This is a genomic window from Erythrobacter litoralis HTCC2594 (assembly GCF_000013005.1).
GTDB classification, from domain to species: domain Bacteria; phylum Pseudomonadota; class Alphaproteobacteria; order Sphingomonadales; family Sphingomonadaceae; genus Parerythrobacter; species Parerythrobacter litoralis_A.
In genome coordinates this window covers 828,812-844,995 of record NC_007722.1, presented here as the reverse complement: position 1 = coordinate 844,995, position 16,184 = coordinate 828,812, and the positions used below count along the sequence as shown (strand labels likewise).

Genomic DNA, 16,184 nt, shown 5'->3' with positions numbered 1-16,184 from the left:
GTCATTTGCGGGGACCGGGCGGCATTCAACAGCACCCTCTCTGCCGAGCACTTTGAGCGTTTCGCGCACTGATTTTATTGCACTTTTTCCCAAAACATAGCAGTGCTACTGCGTACGGTGTGCCTCAGTCTCCAATTGCGCAGGTGGTGAACAGTAATCCTGGCCGTTCTTTCTTAATGGTCATTCCCAAACCTTGCCGCAGGAGCGTGAGCAACCATTTGCATTGGCCAATGCCTGCAAGCGAGCTTGTCGACGCTCCTCCCTCAGCAAGAGACTGCACCTGCGCAAAAGGGGCCGGCAAAGGACCATGTGTGAAGCGGCAGGAACGGGACCTGTCGGTCCTGCCGCGCGCGCTGGTCCAACCCGGTCGCGGTGCGCAAGTGCGTGCGGGGCCCGGAACACATACACCGCGCCCGCAGGAGCACCGCCGCAGGTGGTGCGGGATCGAGCGCGTCATCAGCCCCGCTCCACATCACGCCCAGGTCGTCCACCAGCGAACACGAAAAGAGGGCAGGAACCGTCACCGGCTCCCGCCCTATTGGATGCTCAGAATTGGTCGAGCATTGCGCCATGCACAGTGTGCACCACACGGCTGGCCAGATGTGCTGGCAAGGCATTGTAGTCACCTTCATCCAGAGCGAAATATCCAAGGTCGTCATCCTCGACGACGTGCTGGTCGAAGAAGCTGTGCAAGGCCCGCTGTTCGGCAGTGGCGAGTGCTTCGAAGTAGCTGTTCGAGTTCGTTTCAAGGTTGCCAAGTGTAGTCATGATTTCCTCCTGATATCTGTCGGTGAGACGACAGGAGGAAGGCGGACGGGCGCGGTGCCGGCGGGTCAGGGATCGCCCGCATGTGCGACCGCGAAGCGGCGGTGGGGGCAACGATTTTGTCGAACCGCAGCGCAAGCGTAGGGGAGGCAAAATGGTGGGGCCCCGCCGTCCTTGACGCGCCGGTGCCGGGCCCGTCACCCTTGAAAGTCAGTGAGCCAGGCCCCTCCCCGCCCGCCAAAAAGCTCCAGCGTGGTCATCTGCGAAAGGACTTTCCTACAGGGTCTGGCCTGTTCCATTGGAGCCTGCGGGAGGAACGCTAAAGGGGAGTAAGGACGAACTCCAATGCCATCGAAACGAAGCGCTGTAGCCGCACTCCAAAAGCTGGAAGCCGACCGGCTGGCACTCGACCAGCGTCAGAAAGAACTCGAGCAACAGGCTGCTCTTGAATTGGGCAGTGTCATACTCGGCACGGGCCTTGAAACGTTCTCGAAGAAGGGCCTGGCAAGATTGGCCGTGGAGCTCGCAAAGCTGGGCGAGGACGAGGCGTTAAAGCGGCTGGGCGCTTCCACATCTTCTCCTAGCTCTCAAGAAGTGCCTGTGAAGTAGAACGAGGAAAGGGGCCCTGTCCGGCTCGGACAGGACCCCTTCGGGAGAGAGATCGACGGGAGAGTTCAGTCGATCTCGGGAGCATCTTTGTTGTCGTCGTTCTCGCCGGAGCCGTTGCCGCGGGAGAGGAAGTCGACCTTGTCGGCGAGGATTTCGGTGCCGTAGCGGGTGACCCCGTCCTTGTCCTCCCACTGGGTGTAGTGGATGCGGCCCTGGACGCTGACCAGCTGGCCCTTGGAGCAGTACTGGCCGACGGTCTTGGCAAGGCCGTTGAAGCAGGTCACTCGGTGGAACTCGCTTTCCTTGGCGGTGTAGCCGTTCTCGTCCTTGTATGTCTTGCCGTCCTTGTCCCGTGCTGGGCGATCGGTGACGACGGTGATCCCGGTGACGTTGGTGCCGCCCTTGGTCTCGCGGGTGTCGGGCTCGCGGGCGATGCGACCGGTGAGGATTGCGATATTGGTCATGGTGTAAGTCCTTCAGTTCCTCAAACCGGAGACCATCTCCGGCTTGCGAACATCCAGAAGAAGCAGGGCATGGGAGGACTGCACCGCAGGAGCGAAGCTCCAAGGGAAACCTGTTCATGACGGGTGGTGCGGGCAGGCGCGCGAAGCGCGACAACACGGCCGGAAAGGAACGGGTTGCCGTCCTCAGCTGACCTGGTTCAGGACTGTTCGCGAAGAAAGCCGGATGGGTATCGGGTGTGGGCCTGAAGGCTCGCGTATTCCCAATGCAATCAGCTTACCCATCGCCTTCCGATGCTGCCAGGAGATCCATGAAGTTGCGAGCTGCTTGCCGGTCTTCCTCGTTTTCGAACGCCACATCAAGATCGGGGGCGGATCCGAACATGTGGAGGAATGACCACAGCGCAAAGCGCTTGCCCCGGTCCTCCTCAAGGCCGAGATCGACCCGGCAGTGCTCAATGCCGGCTGCAAAGGTATCGGGAGAAACCCCGGAAAGGTCGGTGGTGGCAAAGTAGCGCTGCAGCAGATCGTCAAGTTGCATGAGCAGTTTATAGCCGGGTCTGTGCCGAATGGACATCGCGCCATGAAGATGCAGATGATGAAGGGCCCCTCAGGACCCAGGCGAGGTGCCCAAGAGGCCGCGACGATCGACCACGGTGATCCGGCGCGTCTTAGCATCGATCACCAGTCGTTCGGTGACGCCATTGCCGGGAAAGGCGACGACATAACGCGGATTGAGCGAGAGCATCTGCTCGTTGCGCTTGAATCCGGCGCGGGCACCAAGCCGACGATCAAGTGAGTAGGTCAGTTGCTGTACTTCGCGGCGCTCGGCCCAGCTCGCGGCCAGGCGATCGGCACCCTTGCCGTCGCCACCATGAACCAGGAAGAGATCAGGAACCACATCGCGAACCTTGTCCAGCGTCGCCCAAACATTTTCGGCATAACGCTTCGCATCCTCGGCGCTCTCGAAGCTTTGGCGACCACCGGCAAAGACTACCGGAGTGCCCTCCGGAATCAGGGCATGACGCCGGTTCTCCGCGCGTGCGCGCAGGAAATCGCGGGCATCGATCACGGCCGATGTGAGATTTCGCGAATGGTTCGTGCGCGAGCCGGAAACGGGCTTCCACGAGGAACCGGTCTCGTCGCGATAAAGTGCTGCCGTCGCCTCGCGCATTTGCTCGAAGGCCAGCATGCTGGCTTCGGCAGCCTGCGCGCGCTCGACCTGCTCTTCCAGATTGCTCGAATGCACTTCGGAGCCATCGGCGGATGCAAGGAGGACCCGGATCTCGTCGCTGGCCTGGTCAAGTTGAGCCGACTTGCGGCTGGCGGCGCGGTGGAAAAGGTTGACCATACCCCAGGCAATATCCTCGGCATCTGCTTCCAGGGCAGTGTCGGAAAACATCGCAAAAAGGTCGGACCAGACTGCGCCAAGCGTCTGTTCGATCGCATCCTCGCAGGGAAAGTCGGTCTCGTTGAATGGGGCCGGCCTGATGCTGAGGCCTGAGAGATCGAGGCCGCTCAACTGGTCGATGAAGCTGTCGTACATGAGGTGTCTCCTGATCGCGGGGACAAGGCGAGGAGGCACCATTGCCTCGGTCCTGTCCGCCGGAGCCCGATCAGGGCCGGGACAAGGGGCGAGACGCACCGCGAAGCGGGAAACCTGCGGCCCTAGGCTGGCGCGGGTAACACGGGCCGACGGGCCGCAGGTTGCGGCGCGCCCCGACCGGCCCAAGGGCCTCTCCCGGCGGACTGGGATGAGGCAGGATCAGGACCCGGTGTCGCACTTCGATCGGGAGCGCTCGAAGATCGCTTCGCCATTCGAGAACCGCCCGACCAGGCGCAGATCCCCGAACAGGTCGATGAACCTATCCGACACCTGGGTAAGCCAGTGCCGTGCCCTCGCCGTTCGTGGGTTGTAGAAATCCGCCTCCCAGTACCGGGCATCGTCACGCTCGGCGAGCCAGATCGCGGCAAGGCCGCAATAGGTCGATATGCCGCAATCGGCGAAGGCGTTGCGCAAGAGGATTCTGTCCTCGCGGCCGCGCCATCCATCGAAACGCTCGAAAGAAGGAAAGGTCGCCTTCGTGTTATCGATGACCTCGTCGACGAGGCACTCGTAGACCCAGTCGACATCGTCGCCTTCGCCCTCATCAAGCAGGCGAAAGGCCACCACGGAGCCGGTCGGATAACTGACGGAACGTCCCATCTCACTGCTCCTCAGGCGGCGTCAGCAAGGTCGATATCGTCCTCGCTCTCGCCGAATTGGTGACCCCCAAGATCAAGCAACAGGCTGGCCGCTTCCTCGGCCTTGGCCGCAGCGGTCAGGATCGCGCGCTCGTCCGATTTGAGGATCTTGAGCCAGGACGCGATGTAGCTGGCGTGATGGTCGAGGTGGGTGACCGGAAGACCCAGTTCGGCCCCGAGAATGGCCGAGGACAGCTCGGCGATCAGTTCCTCGGCAGCATAGGCATCGCTCCCGAAGCGGTTCTTGAGATCGCGGTCGAGCCGCGAAGAATGCCCCGTCCAGTGCGACAGCTCGTGTGCAAGCGTCGCGTAGTAGTGGTCATAGGCTTCGAAGAGTTCGGCTGGCGGCATGGTGACCCGGTCACGCTGCGGCTCGTAATAGGCCTGGGCTCCAGAATGCCGCAGGTCAGCGCCGATCTCGGCGAAAAAGGTATCAAGCCGCTCTTCGCGTCCTTTGGGCTCCAGCGCGGCAATGAGTGGCTTGGGATGATAGAACTCGGGGAGGCCGTCGCACTGGTCGGCATTGAACACGGCATAAGCTTTGAGGACGCGCCGGTACTCGGTGTCAGCTTCGCCTTCGGCGCTCTCGACCTCCTTGGTGTAGCTCTTGTAAAAGATTGCGATGGTCGACTTTTCGCCCTTGCGGACCTGTCCGCCGAGCTGCTGGCACTGGCGGTAGGTCATCCAGTAGGGCGAGGCGTAGCCACAGCCATCGGCCACCGTCCACAACCAGAAGGTGTTCATCCCGCGATAGGGGGTCCCGCAGGAGCGTAAGGGCCGCGAAACCGGTACGCCACGCCACGGCTTGACCCAGGGCTTTGTGCCTTGCTCGAGCTTTTCGATGATGGCAGCGGTAATGCGCTGGGCTGGCGAAGTCGAAGCACTGCGGCGATACTTGGTCATGGGAGTTCTCCTGATGGCCGGGACGGACATATCCCGGCTCAGGATGAGCAAAGCTGCCTCCTCTCTCCTTCAATGATGACCGTTATGCGCCCCAGTCCAAGACGTAAGCACCCGAGGTTTTGGCTCCCAAGAGCGGACATTCGCTAGGTGGCTGGACGCGGGTGGCTTCGCGGAGATGGGGTTGCTAAGCTATGATTGTGATTTCTCGTTAAAGAGCTTCGGATTCTTTCTTGGCAATCCGACAGCGAAGAGTTCAGTGGATAGCTCTTAGCCCGAGTGAATTTTGATGACTTCTACGCTTCGAGCGCGTGTGCCTCAGCCGTTTGATTAGGGAGGCGGTCGAGTCTGAGTGTTCCAGCAGTGTTGATTGCGCGTCGCCATTGCCGCGCTGTCCAGAATGTTCCCTCAAGCTGATCCTTATCATTATCGTAGAACAGGCAGGCTGCTGCATCGAAACTGAGATTATCCGCTTGGTTATCGGTGTCGTTTTGCTGGTTATAGAAATAGCAAAGCGAGGGCCGCTCAGTTTCCGAACGCTTGCGCGGCATGACGATATAGCTTGTCGACTCCTTAATCGGAGTATCGGCGCGCGGATTGGTCACTGAGATTTTGATGGACCACCACGATTGTTTGATCTCGGCGACCAGTGAGACAGGCAGCAACTCGGTAAGCTCGTCCGCTTCGCAAATTCGAGGGTCGAAACTACGCCGCCGATCAGCGGCCGCATCAAGCAACTGCATCTGACGCGACCAATTGCTGCGAAGCGTCATAGCCCACTTACCGTTGAGATCCGGGAACACGTGGTGCCCAAGATCGGGCAACCAGCTAACTCTTTTACTCACCGCCCAAACCCTCCGCCAGATCGGGTTCCATGTAAGGGCAACACAGATTGCCCAAACGATGCTTGGTATGGCCAGCCTTCGAACTTCGATATCGAATGCGGACGTAGCGAGTTCAATCGCTAGGAAAACGCCCACTGCCAGGAGGGCTGCAGCGTAGATCAGCGCTTTTACCGGGAAAATTCTGTACATTGTTTGTTCGCCTCTTGATTTCGCTGTAACCTGCCGCATCTGTGTAGGAAAGGCCTGAATGAATTTGGAGTGCCGCCATGACTTTAGCTAACGCGCATGCCCTGTTTGTCGGGCTGCAAAAGAACCCGAGCTATCTTGCAAGCCTCGAAATCGAAGATAACGAGCGGCAGCGCCTCTTAAATGCCCGTCAAGCCATCCGTACGGCCCTTCGCAATGCAACGCATCGCCTCGAATCGGACAAGAGCTTTTGGCGGCGTGATTATCTGATCGAGACTGCCAATCGCATTCAGGACGATGTGAAGGTCAAGTTTATGACGCAAGGCAGCTTCGCGTATAAGACGCTGAATGCTCCAGCGCAGCCGGCTTTGCAGGAGATCGATCTTGACGATGGCATGTACGTTCCGGTCCGTTTTTTGAGCGACAATCATCCCGCGCTGGCGGCCGGCGCCCTGTTTACCTTCGTTGAAGAGGTGCTTCGCCCGGTTTGCCGGGCAAACGGGTGGTCGCTCGACTCAAGCAAGAGCACGTGCGTGCGGATCAGGCTCTGGCGCGGCGCGCATATCGATATCCCGATCTATTCCGTTCCGGAAGAGCGCTTCAGAGTCATGAAGGCGGCGATTGAGGAAGCGGCCTTCAGCGCGCGCAAACTCACTTTTGACAGCGTTCCTGCAATTCCAAGCGACCGCGTGATGCTGGCCCAGCGTAGTGGAGAGTGGGTTCAATCGGATCCCAAGCAGCTTCATGACTGGGTTGAGAGCCGAGTCGATCGCCACGGCCCGTCATTCCGTCGAATGAGCCGCTTCTTTAAGGGCTGGCGCGATCATGTTTGGGCCAACAGTCCACTATCCTCAATTTGCCTGATGTGTGCGATTGATGCGGCTTTGCTCGAACTCGGTCAGAGCGCAGATAACCGCGATGATAAGACGATACTCGATGTCGCACGACTGCTCCCGCAGATTTTTTCAGGCGAAATCAAGAATCCGGTGGTCAAGGCGAGCTGTTTGAACAGCTGGAGCGAGGAAGAACGGGGAGCTATTCTGGCGGAAACGAGAGCCCTTACCGAGACGATGGAGGCTGCGCTCGAGCGCACCGGCAACGCCGATCGGGTGATCGAGCATCTGCGCGATGCCTTCGGACGGCGCATTCCCTATCGGCCAGATGTAATTACGATTGAGAGCGACACGGCTGCGGCCGTGCGTGCCGCTCCGGCGGCGACCGTGGCCACACCGCACATCACTAGTTCCGATTCCGGATGATGTCGCTAGCCGATCGGTGGCGTGCAATTGCAGCTACGCTTGCGAATAAGGGCTTCACCGAACAGCAAGGCGCATCGCCAGAATTTCGCGGATCGATAAACGTCCATGGCCGTGCGGTCGATATTGAGCTGGTCATTCCCGATTCAAAGTTTGTGGAGCTACCAATTGTTCGGCTTGTCGATCGCAAGCAACTCCCCGCTGGCGCTTTCGGACATATAAGCCGTGACGACATTGAAGGCTCTGTAGTTTGCTTTGCCCCCGCAACAGGCCTGCCACTCGACTTTCACGACCCAGGCGGATCCGTTTTGCGCGTGCTCAGACAGACCGAGCTTTCGCTGGAGAAGAGTTTTGCCGGGCAAGGTGGCGCCGAAGTGGCGGCCGAGTACCAGGAATATTGGATAGAAAAGGAGCCGAATTTCCGAGTTCTAGTGAGCCGGGATGGTACGACGGAGCGACAATCCGGCTTGCAATACGCGGTCTTCAAGCCTGCAACGGGAAGTCCGTTTTTTGCGATCGCTGATACAATCAGTCTACATGACCACGAGGCTACTCGCTTGTCTGGCGCCGTTATATTCCATTTGGATGCCGAGTTGGGACCGACCGCTGATCGAGTGGTACCGAACAACTTCTTGTCTCTTGAGCAATGGTTTCGTGCGCAAACGACTGTGGTTGCTGATCGCTGGAGAGAATGTGAAAGAGCGCTTCTCTCCGGGAAATTTGTATGCCTCGCAGCAAACAATTGCACTCTCGGCGTCAGAATTGAGCTGCCAGCCAACATTGCAATGGCAGTCCGCACAAAGAAACTGCGATCTTCGAAATTGCAGCCACTGTTGGCCAAGCAGAAGACTAAACTCGATATAAAGCGCTCCGGTGGATATTGGACGGGATTGGCTGAAATTGCCCAGCGTAACTTGCACGGGATTAAAACATTGGATGGGAAGGCCATTGCTCTTGTAGGTTGCGGCACACTCGGAAGCCATCTGGCCAAGTTCCTTATCCAAAGTGGCGCGGGCGCCGGTGCACCCCTGACGCTGATCGATGGCCAGGTGCTCTCCGCTGGCAATATTGGGCGTCATTATCTCGGTCATTCGCGGATAGGCGAAAGGAAGGCGAGCGCACTGGCTGAGGAGCTAAGGTCTTTTCACCCTCAATGCGATATCCGAGCCACGGTTGGCGATGCGCTAGCTCAAAAGGCAGTGCTGGCTGATTCCGATCTGCTCGTCGACGCGACAGGTGATTGGAACACGCAATATGCGCTGAATGAACTTTTTTATGAGGACGACATATCGGCTGAGGCCATTCTGCATTGCTGGATAAGCGGTAACGGGGCAGCTGTTCAGGCTTTTCTGAATGTCCGCGGTGATGATTGCTGCTTTCGCTGTCTGAGGCCGTCTATGGACGCAGGACCGCGTTTCCCAGCTCTGAAACCAGGGGTCGAAGCGAACATGGCCCCTGCGACCTGCGGAGATGGGAACTATATTCCTTATTCCGTTGCTGCGCCTGCCATCGCTGCCGGATTAGCTTGCGACATGGCGATAGGTTGGGCCAACGATAAGCCAGGGGCGCGGCTTCGCACGATCGTACTCGACCACGAGCGCGGCATCGAGCGTAAGCCAACGTCTCCTTCAGCGCACAAAACGTGCCCATCCTGCCTTTCGAGGGATGAGTCGTGATCGAAGGCATACTGGTCGATCATGTAGCGGCGGAGAACATGTTAGAATGTACGCGGCAGCATCGCCCTCTAGAAGCTGGGGGACTGGTCATCGGGCTGCGCAAGGGTTCCTACCTTCATGTGACTGAAATCACCCGTCCATTGCCATGGGATCGACAGAGTTCGACGCGCTTCCAGCGCTCGCCTAAGGGGCACAGATTAGCTGCGCTTAGGCGGTGGCGTAAATCTGGCGGAAAGATGGATTGGATTGGCGAATGGCACAGCCATCCCGGGTTTTCTCTATCGCCTTCGTCCATCGATGTTCGCAATTGGCACCGCATTGTTAGGCAGCGCAAGGCAGGGATGATATTCCCTATCTGCGACGGACGAGAAACCGCCTTTTACCTACAGCTTTGGGGTGGTCGAGGTAAGGTCTTGCTCCGGCAAGTCGAAAAAGATGACCTTGGCACTTTCTACCTCACCCCTGCTGCCATCAAGCGTCGTCTGCGCAAAACGGGGAATGAGGCTTGTGGTCCAACTGTCGAGTTGCCCTAGCCTAGCGGGCAAGCGAAACCACGCTTTGCTCTGTTCCTGCGAACAGCCCGTCTCCGCACTCACGTTGCTATGGCACCTTGCGAGCCGCAATTGAGATCAAACGACCACAACAGACCCTGAACCTGAGCCTTAACGTAGTAACTGCCAACGACAAACCGAATTGCGCAGCGACGAAAGATGAATCTCCAACAGAAGGACTAAGGCTGGCAGCAGATTCTGAGACGAAACGGCAGCATTCCGTGCCGTGCTCGCTAACAGCAGACAGTCAGCAATCGGCCCCAAATTTGACATGGAAAAGGCGGCCCGTCCCGATTGGGACGGACCGCCCGCCGAGTGACCTGGACCTGTCAGGAGGGGTCAGGCAGCCTGCTCGGCAATTTCGTCAGTTGCTTCCACGTTGGCCGCCTCGTCGCCTCCGTGGTCCGCCAGTTCGGCTTCTTCAGAACCGGCGAAACGCATTATAGGTGGAACCCAGGCCTGCGCCCGTTCCTTGACCTCGGGCTCGCCAATGAAGTTGCCGGAGAAGATGCGCTCGGCAGCGCTCGCCAGTTCGGCCTTCTTCGATGCGGCATAGCGACTGACGAGTTCGGGACCGCCGGCGCCATCGAGCGCTTCGAGCGTGCGAGCCTTGGCCACGCGGTCGAAGTAGTTGGCCGCCGTGGGACGCCACCAATGCGCGGTCTCGATTTCAAGTAACGAGCCAAGCGCCTCGTGCAGCGGCACCGAACGTTCGCCTTCGCACGCAAGGCTTGCAACTAGAGTGCGCGAGACGACATGGCCGAGCCAGGCCGAACGCGCCTCATCGGAAAGCGCCCGGAACCTCGCAAACCGCTTCACGTCGCATTCACCAGCACGCCAGCTTTCATCGAGCGACCCGGCAAACTCGGCCAGGGCAGCGCTCGCCGGCGCATCCTTGGCCTCAAACCCGGTGACCGGGCCGGAAGCGACAGAGCCGACCAGCGTCGACGCTTTCTTGGCGCGCCAGTCATGTCCATCGACATCGGCAAGCGTGAAGACCATGAAGTCGAGCGCCAGTGCCGGATCGTTGGCGAGATGGATCGCAAGGATGTCGCGGCGCTGCATGGCCAGTTCGTCGAGCAGGCGCTGGGACAGCGAGCTGCCCTTGGGCTTCGCCGCACCGCTCTCTTCAATGGCCTCGATCACGCCTTCGTCAGCGATGACTTCGGTCTCGGTGTAGAACTGCGGGACCAAGGTCGGCTCGCCATTGCGCGAGAGGACTAGGAAGGCACCAGCCTCGGATTTCAGTTCGTCAGCGAGGACCGGCGGCCGGTCATTGAGCGCGCGCATGGCGCGGTCGATGACGACGAGTTCCTGTTCGGCCTTGGCGACCTCGTCCTCGTCGCTGTCTTCGTCTTCGAGCACGGCGGCGACGCGGTCGTAGTCGGCCTCGAGCTCACCGAGCTCCTGCGCTTCCTGCTCGGTCATTGGCGCAGGCTCGCAGGGCAAGCGACCGAGACCTTCAACAAGGTCGTGGCTGACGTAGTTGCCAAGCGTCGGCCGGACCCAGGCAAGGCCAAATTCGAGCGCGGTCTTTTCTGCGGCTTCGTCCATGGCCTTGTGCGCGAGGTCTTCGAGCAGCGCGACATCGATCCAGCTCTCGCTGGCGTCATCGTCGAACAGTTCGCGCTCAATCCGGCCGCCTGCGGCGAGATAGGCATCGCGTCCGACAAGCACGGCCCGCGGATCGGAACCACGCACCGTGGCATCAAGCACCATGCGGCGGATCGTGTCAGGCGTGATCTGGTACCAGGCATCCTGCAGCTCGGCATAGACATGCGCCTGGCGCTCGACGTCGGAGATCGCGCCGTAGGCCTTGGCCATGTCGAGCGTGATCGTGCCTTCGGCGAGCGCTTCGAAGACGCAGGGTGCCAGACTTGCCAAACGCAGGCGCCCTTCGACGAACCGGACGGTGAGGCCGAAGCGTCGCGCTACGTCTTCCGTCGTAGCTCCTGCTTCGATGATGGAGGCGAAGGCCTGCGCCTCGTCGGCCGGGTTCATCGCGAGTCGCTGGAAGTTCTCGGCGAGGCTGGCTTCGCGCACTTCGCTTTCCTCGCCTTCGATCACGAGGCAGGTGACTTCGTGCGTGTCAGGCAAGGTGCCCTCTTCGGCCAGCGCCTGCAGCGCGGCGAGACGGCGACCGCCGGCCTCGACTTCGAATTTGCCGCGCTTTCCTTTGCGCACGACGAGGTTCTGCAGCAGGCCGCGCGCAGCAATGTCTGCCCGCAGCTGGAGGTCGGCCAGCACGTCGCTCGACTTGCGAACGTTGCGCGGGCTCGGGACGAGCTTCTTCAAGGGAATCGAATGGATCATGGGTGTTCTCCTGATGGAATGAAGGCGCAGGTGAGGATCACGAGGCCCACAAGCCCAAAGGGCTCCCTCCACTCTCATTCTGAGATTGGGGTCTGCCCTAAGGATCAGGCGGCAAGCGCGGGGAGGACCGACGAGGCTCTCGACACCGGGACGAACAGCCGCGTGCGGTAGCGGATGATCTCGGTGAAGCAGCCCTTGTTCTTGTACCAGTCGAGCCGATCGGGGGAGAAGCCGATCAGTTCAAGGCGCTGTTCGCCGCCGACCAGCGAGCGTTTCACGGTGAGTGGATCATGGCTAGCAAGGCCCAGCGGTTTGCCGCTGGCAATCACAAGCGCGCCGATCTGTTCTGCCGATGGTCCGGTAACCCCGGATAGACCAAAGGTATCGGCGATCGCAGCGAGATCGATATCGAGCACTTCGCGACCGATGATCGACTGACCATCTTCGGCAACGAGCCGGGTGACCCGAACATGATCGCCTGGGAGGCGCTTCCAGACCGGAAGCAGAAGTCCGGTAGCGAAATGGACTCGCTCAGTGACCGGTGATTTGGCCGCCTCTTCTTCCTCGGCCCGCCAGGCGCTGGTGAACGCAGAGACGCCAATTTCCTCCCAGTGGCTCTCAGCGAGTGCCTCAAGGGTCCAGTTCGCGGACTTGAGCGGGCGCAGCAGGCGCCTGCGTTCAATCACGGCCCCGTCGTCGGCGATGAGGCGACGGGCTGGAACCGACAGCGCGACCTTGCCTGACCGCATATTGCGCATCGGGATCGCGTGCCGACTGCCGATCTCGTGCATCCGCACCAGGCGCTGCAATTGCAGAGGCCGAAGGTGCCTCGTCACTTCGAGCGAGACGAGGCGGGTCTCGGCTCGGGTCACGGGATCGGTGCGCAGGAGTTCATCTGCCAGGACCGTAAAATGATCGACCCTCACGGTTTCCAGTCCCTGGTCGAGCGTTCCGGCCTCGCGCGCAGCTTCGATCCGCGCTTCGACAAGTCCGAGATACTCCTCGAAGATCGCGTTCTGGAGCGCGATCGGCAGCGCAAGAATGCGGTTGAGCCAGCGTTGGATCGTGGGGAGATTGTCGGTCAGTCCACCATCTGGACTTTCGAGCCGGAGGCCCGTTCGCTCGACGAAGTTGCCGAATGTGGTGGCTTCGAGCCTGCCGTCATAAAGCAGCTGGAACCATCGGGTGAGCGCGTCGCGCGCATAGTCGCTTTCGAGATTGTCTGCCGGGTCGAACAGGTTCTGTCCGCCGGTCTGGCGCTGGCCGCGCGTAAGCGCGCCCAAAGCGTCGAGCCTTCGCGCAATAGTCGAGATGAACCGGCGCTCGCCCTTCACATCTGTGGTGACCGGGCGGAACAGCGGGGCTGAGGCCTGATTGGTGCGGTTCGTGCGACCAAGGCCCTGGATGGCGTTGTCGGCGCGCCATCCCGGTTCAAGCAGGAAGTGAACCCGGCGCTGCTGGTTCCTGGCGCCCAAGTCGGCATGATAGGAACGCCCCGTGCCGCCCGCATCCGAGAAGACCAGGATGCGCTTGGTCCCTTCCATGAAGGTTTGCGCTTCGGCGACATTGGCGCTGGGGCTACGCCGTTCGAGGCGCTGCTCACCATCGCGGCCGAGGACAAGCTGCGGGTCCGGCCCGTGACTTCGGCCACGGCGTCGGTTCCGAAATGTTCGATAATCGCATCGAGCGCAGTGGCGATGGGCGGCAGTGCGCAAAGCTGTTCGATCAGCGCATCGCGCGCAGCAATGGCGCGCGGGCAGAAAACGGGATTGCCCTCTCCGTCGCTCATCGCCTCGGAGCGAAGATTGCCGTCCTCGTCGGCGAAGACCTGCATCAATCGTATCGGGAAGCTCTTCGTAAGGTAGTCGATGACGTATTCACGCGGGGACAGATCGATATCGAGAGCTTCGCGTTCTTCCACGGTAAGGTCGGCAAGGCGCCGGTCGAGCATGGCCTCGGCGGTCGAGACCAGCTGCACGACAACCGAATGCTCTTCGCCAAGCGCTACTTCCATCGCGGGGATCAGGCTCGGCAATTTCATCGAAAGCAGGAGCTGGGCAAAGAAGCGCTGCTTGGTGCCTTCGAAGATCGATAGCGCCGCAGCCTTGGCATTGCGGTTGAGCGTGTCGCCGCTGTCCTCGTCGACCACGCGGGTTGCTTCGAGCGCAGCTTCGAGGTTGCGGTGAATGATCGCCCAGGCATCAGCATAGGCATCATAGATTTTTATCTGCGCTTCGGTCAGGCTGTGTTCGAGGATCTCGTACTCGACCCCGGCGAAGGACAGCGCACGGGCAAGATAGAGACCCTGGGCCTTGAGATCACGGGCGACGAGCTCCATCGCCGCGACGCCGCCAGCGCGGATCTCGGTCATGAATGCCTCGTGGGTCGGAAAGGCGGTCTCGGGTCCCCAAAGGCCGAGGCGGGAAGTGTAACCGAGGTTGGCGATATCCGAAGCGCCAGTGGCAGACGCGTAGAGCACGCGGGCGCGTGGGAGATGGTTTTGCAACCTGAGGCCCGCCATGCCCTGTTCGGAGCCCTTGACCTTGCCGCGGGTTGAAGAGCCCCCAAGCGCATTGGCCATCGCGTGGGCTTCGTCAAAGGCGATCACACCGTCGAAATCCTCGCCCGCCCAGGCAAGGATCTGGTCGAGCCGCGTATCCTCGGCGCGGCCCGAGCGCAGCGTTGGATAGGTGACGAAGAGAATGCCTTCGGACATCGTTACGGGCTGGCCGAGTTTCCAGCGCGAGAGCGGCTGGAGATCGAGCGGCAGCCCGCCAAGCGCCTCCCAGTCGCGGCGTGCATCTTCGAGCAGCGCCTCGTTCTTGGTGATCCAGACATGTCGGCGCTCGCCTGCGAGCCAGCGATCCATGATGACCGCGGCGATCTGCCGTCCTTTGCCCGCTCCGGTTCCGTCGCCGAGGAAGAAGCCTTGGCGGTAGGAGTGTCCGTCCTCGGAGAGTTCCAGCGAGGTGCCTTCCTGGCTCACCTTGAACTGACCCGGAAGATCGCGCGCAAATGCCTGGGCAGCGTAGACCAGTGTCTCGCATTGCGCTTCGGACAGCAGGCCATCGGCCTGCCAACATGCGGGAAGGCGCGGGCAAACATCGGGCTGCGGTGCCGCGACCGAACCCATGGCGACCGATTCCACGAGCGGGGTGGGATGGGCCGGAGCGCCTTCGAACGCGATGCGGCTGGGCCGGTAAGGCAGGTAGATGCCTGCCTGTTCGGGCACAGGCGCGGGTTCGGCGAGGACCGAATAGGTGAGGTCGATCGCATTCGCTGCGGCTTTTGATGTCGCTGCGAAAGGCGCCAACGGCCGGACCGGCGTGCGTTGGTTCGAAGTCTTGCCAACGAGGCGCAATGGTTTTCCGACTGGCAGGCGATGGAGGTTGGCGGATATATTCGCCCTTGGCGAAAGCTTCGTGACAAGCGCGTGGAGCGCGATCAGGTCGCAGGTATCCCCGTTGATTGCGGGCGAAGACGCAGTCGGCGTCTTGTCGATGACGACCAGGCGAACGGCAATCCCCGTCCCTGTCCGGCGAAACATCTGCTGCAAGCGAACATGGAGGAGCAGCGACGCTTCTTGCTGTGACTTGGCGAAAGTGGAAGCATCGAAGCCTTCGGGCATGATGGCGACTATCCTTGCGCCACTGGCCGCGGCCCGGATTGCACTACGAAGGTGGCGCTGCGCCGTCTCGCCATCCTTGCCGCGTTCTTGGCTACGCGCGAACGGCGGATTCATCAGGACGACCGACGGAATGGGGCCGCGATGCAGGTCGGCGATCAGTTCCCCGTCATGCGCAGTGATCGTGGCCGAAGGGAAGATGTGGGCCAGACCATCTCGTCTTGCCGGATCGATCTCGTTGAGGAGCAGCGAAGCATTCTGGAGGGAGCTCCAGAGAGCGAGGGCGCCATTGCCGGCGGATGGTTCGAGGAGTGTGTCTTGCGCGCATAAAGCTGCAGCCTTCGCCATCAGCCAAGCCAGCATCGGCGGGGTCGAGAACTGCTGGAGCTCGACCTGTGTTTCGCTGCGCACATGCCGCGGCGGCAAGGCTGCTTCGAGCCAGTCGAGCCGCGCGTCGGCTTCGTGCACGCTTGTTGCCAGATCGATGCATGAGGACTCCCTAAGCCAGAGCAGTGCGCCGATCTCGACCGCGTTGTTGTAGTCATCGATGGTCCAGGCGCTTCCCCAGTCCGGGGTGCCGGTCTCTTCGGCGAACAGCCCGGAAATGTCGGCACGGGTAAGATGCCGTCCCGAAGCGAGTAGTTCGGCAACTCGGGTGCCGATAGCGTAGGCCAAAGGCATTGACGGCAACTGCTCGCCGGTGGGAAACAGGTCTGATTGAAACATGGCAATTCGTCCTCCTGATGAAGGCAT

12 protein-coding genes and 1 pseudogene are annotated in these 16,184 nt (G+C 60.6%); 4 read left to right on the top strand and 9 right to left on the bottom strand.

The genetic code is table 11. The annotated features are described in order from the left end of the window. Positions 1-546: 546 nt before the first annotated feature. The gene (locus EL2594_RS04040) at positions 547-768 is read right to left on the bottom strand and encodes a hypothetical protein (RefSeq protein ID WP_011413785.1); all 222 of its coding nucleotides are present in this window, start codon (positions 766-768) and stop codon (positions 547-549) included. Between the two features lie 342 nt (positions 769-1,110). Between EL2594_RS04040 and EL2594_RS04035 the strand changes: the two genes are divergently transcribed. Beyond that, entirely contained in the window at positions 1,111-1,374 is a 264-nt protein-coding gene (locus EL2594_RS04035; protein WP_011413784.1) for a DUF6437 family protein, read from the top strand. A gap of 65 nt (positions 1,375-1,439) precedes the next feature. Here EL2594_RS04035 and EL2594_RS04030 read toward each other — a convergent pair whose 3' ends face one another. The 6 genes from EL2594_RS04030 to EL2594_RS04005 form a co-directional block, all read right to left on the bottom strand. Further along, the gene (locus EL2594_RS04030) at positions 1,440-1,838 is read right to left on the bottom strand and encodes a single-stranded DNA-binding protein (RefSeq protein ID WP_011413783.1); all 399 of its coding nucleotides are present in this window, start codon (positions 1,836-1,838) and stop codon (positions 1,440-1,442) included. 274 nt (positions 1,839-2,112) lie between these two features. Continuing rightward, the gene (locus EL2594_RS04025; RefSeq protein ID WP_011413782.1) at positions 2,113-2,376 is read right to left on the bottom strand and encodes a hypothetical protein; all 264 of its coding nucleotides are present in this window, start codon (positions 2,374-2,376) and stop codon (positions 2,113-2,115) included. 69 nt (positions 2,377-2,445) lie between these two features. Next, on the bottom strand, positions 2,446-3,381 hold the full coding sequence (locus tag EL2594_RS04020) for a DUF2493 domain-containing protein (RefSeq protein WP_011413781.1): 936 nt from the start codon (positions 3,379-3,381) through the stop codon (positions 2,446-2,448). Between the two features lie 219 nt (positions 3,382-3,600). After that, a complete protein-coding gene (locus EL2594_RS04015) occupies positions 3,601-4,041 on the bottom strand; it encodes a hypothetical protein (protein ID WP_011413780.1) in 441 nt (146 codons plus the stop codon). 11 nt (positions 4,042-4,052) lie between these two features. After that, positions 4,053-4,982, bottom strand: a complete 930-nt coding sequence (locus EL2594_RS04010; RefSeq protein ID WP_011413779.1) for an ArdC family protein — start codon at positions 4,980-4,982, stop codon at positions 4,053-4,055. Between the two features lie 293 nt (positions 4,983-5,275). After that, positions 5,276-6,013, bottom strand: coding sequence for a hypothetical protein (locus tag EL2594_RS04005; RefSeq protein ID WP_011413778.1), 738 nt, complete (start codon positions 6,011-6,013; stop codon positions 5,276-5,278). A 77-nt stretch (positions 6,014-6,090) separates the two neighbouring features. On the opposite strand from EL2594_RS04005, the gene EL2594_RS04000 reads away from it, so the two are divergent. From EL2594_RS04000 to EL2594_RS15095, 3 genes are read left to right on the top strand one after another with little or no spacing between them, the layout of a single operon-like run. Beyond that, entirely contained in the window at positions 6,091-7,269 is a 1,179-nt protein-coding gene (locus EL2594_RS04000) for a CBASS cGAMP synthase (protein WP_011413777.1), read from the top strand. Then, complete coding sequence (locus tag EL2594_RS03995; RefSeq protein WP_011413776.1) at positions 7,266-8,942, top strand: E2/UBC family protein; 1,677 nt, start codon at positions 7,266-7,268, stop codon at positions 8,940-8,942. The genes EL2594_RS04000 and EL2594_RS03995 overlap by 4 nt, the downstream gene beginning before the upstream one ends. Further along, positions 8,939-9,475, top strand: a complete 537-nt coding sequence (locus EL2594_RS15095) for a Mov34/MPN/PAD-1 family protein (RefSeq protein ID WP_081432276.1) — start codon at positions 8,939-8,941, stop codon at positions 9,473-9,475. Before EL2594_RS03995 ends, EL2594_RS15095 begins: the two co-directional genes overlap by 4 nt. Positions 9,476-9,832: 357 nt before the next feature. Here the strand turns inward: EL2594_RS15095 and EL2594_RS03985 are convergent, their stop codons facing one another. Then, a complete protein-coding gene (locus EL2594_RS03985; protein ID WP_011413774.1) occupies positions 9,833-11,806 on the bottom strand; it encodes a ParB/RepB/Spo0J family partition protein in 1,974 nt (657 codons plus the stop codon). A gap of 104 nt (positions 11,807-11,910) precedes the next feature. Next, positions 11,911-16,157, bottom strand: a pseudogene (locus EL2594_RS15460) (strawberry notch-like NTP hydrolase domain-containing protein). Positions 16,158-16,184 lie beyond the last annotated feature (27 nt).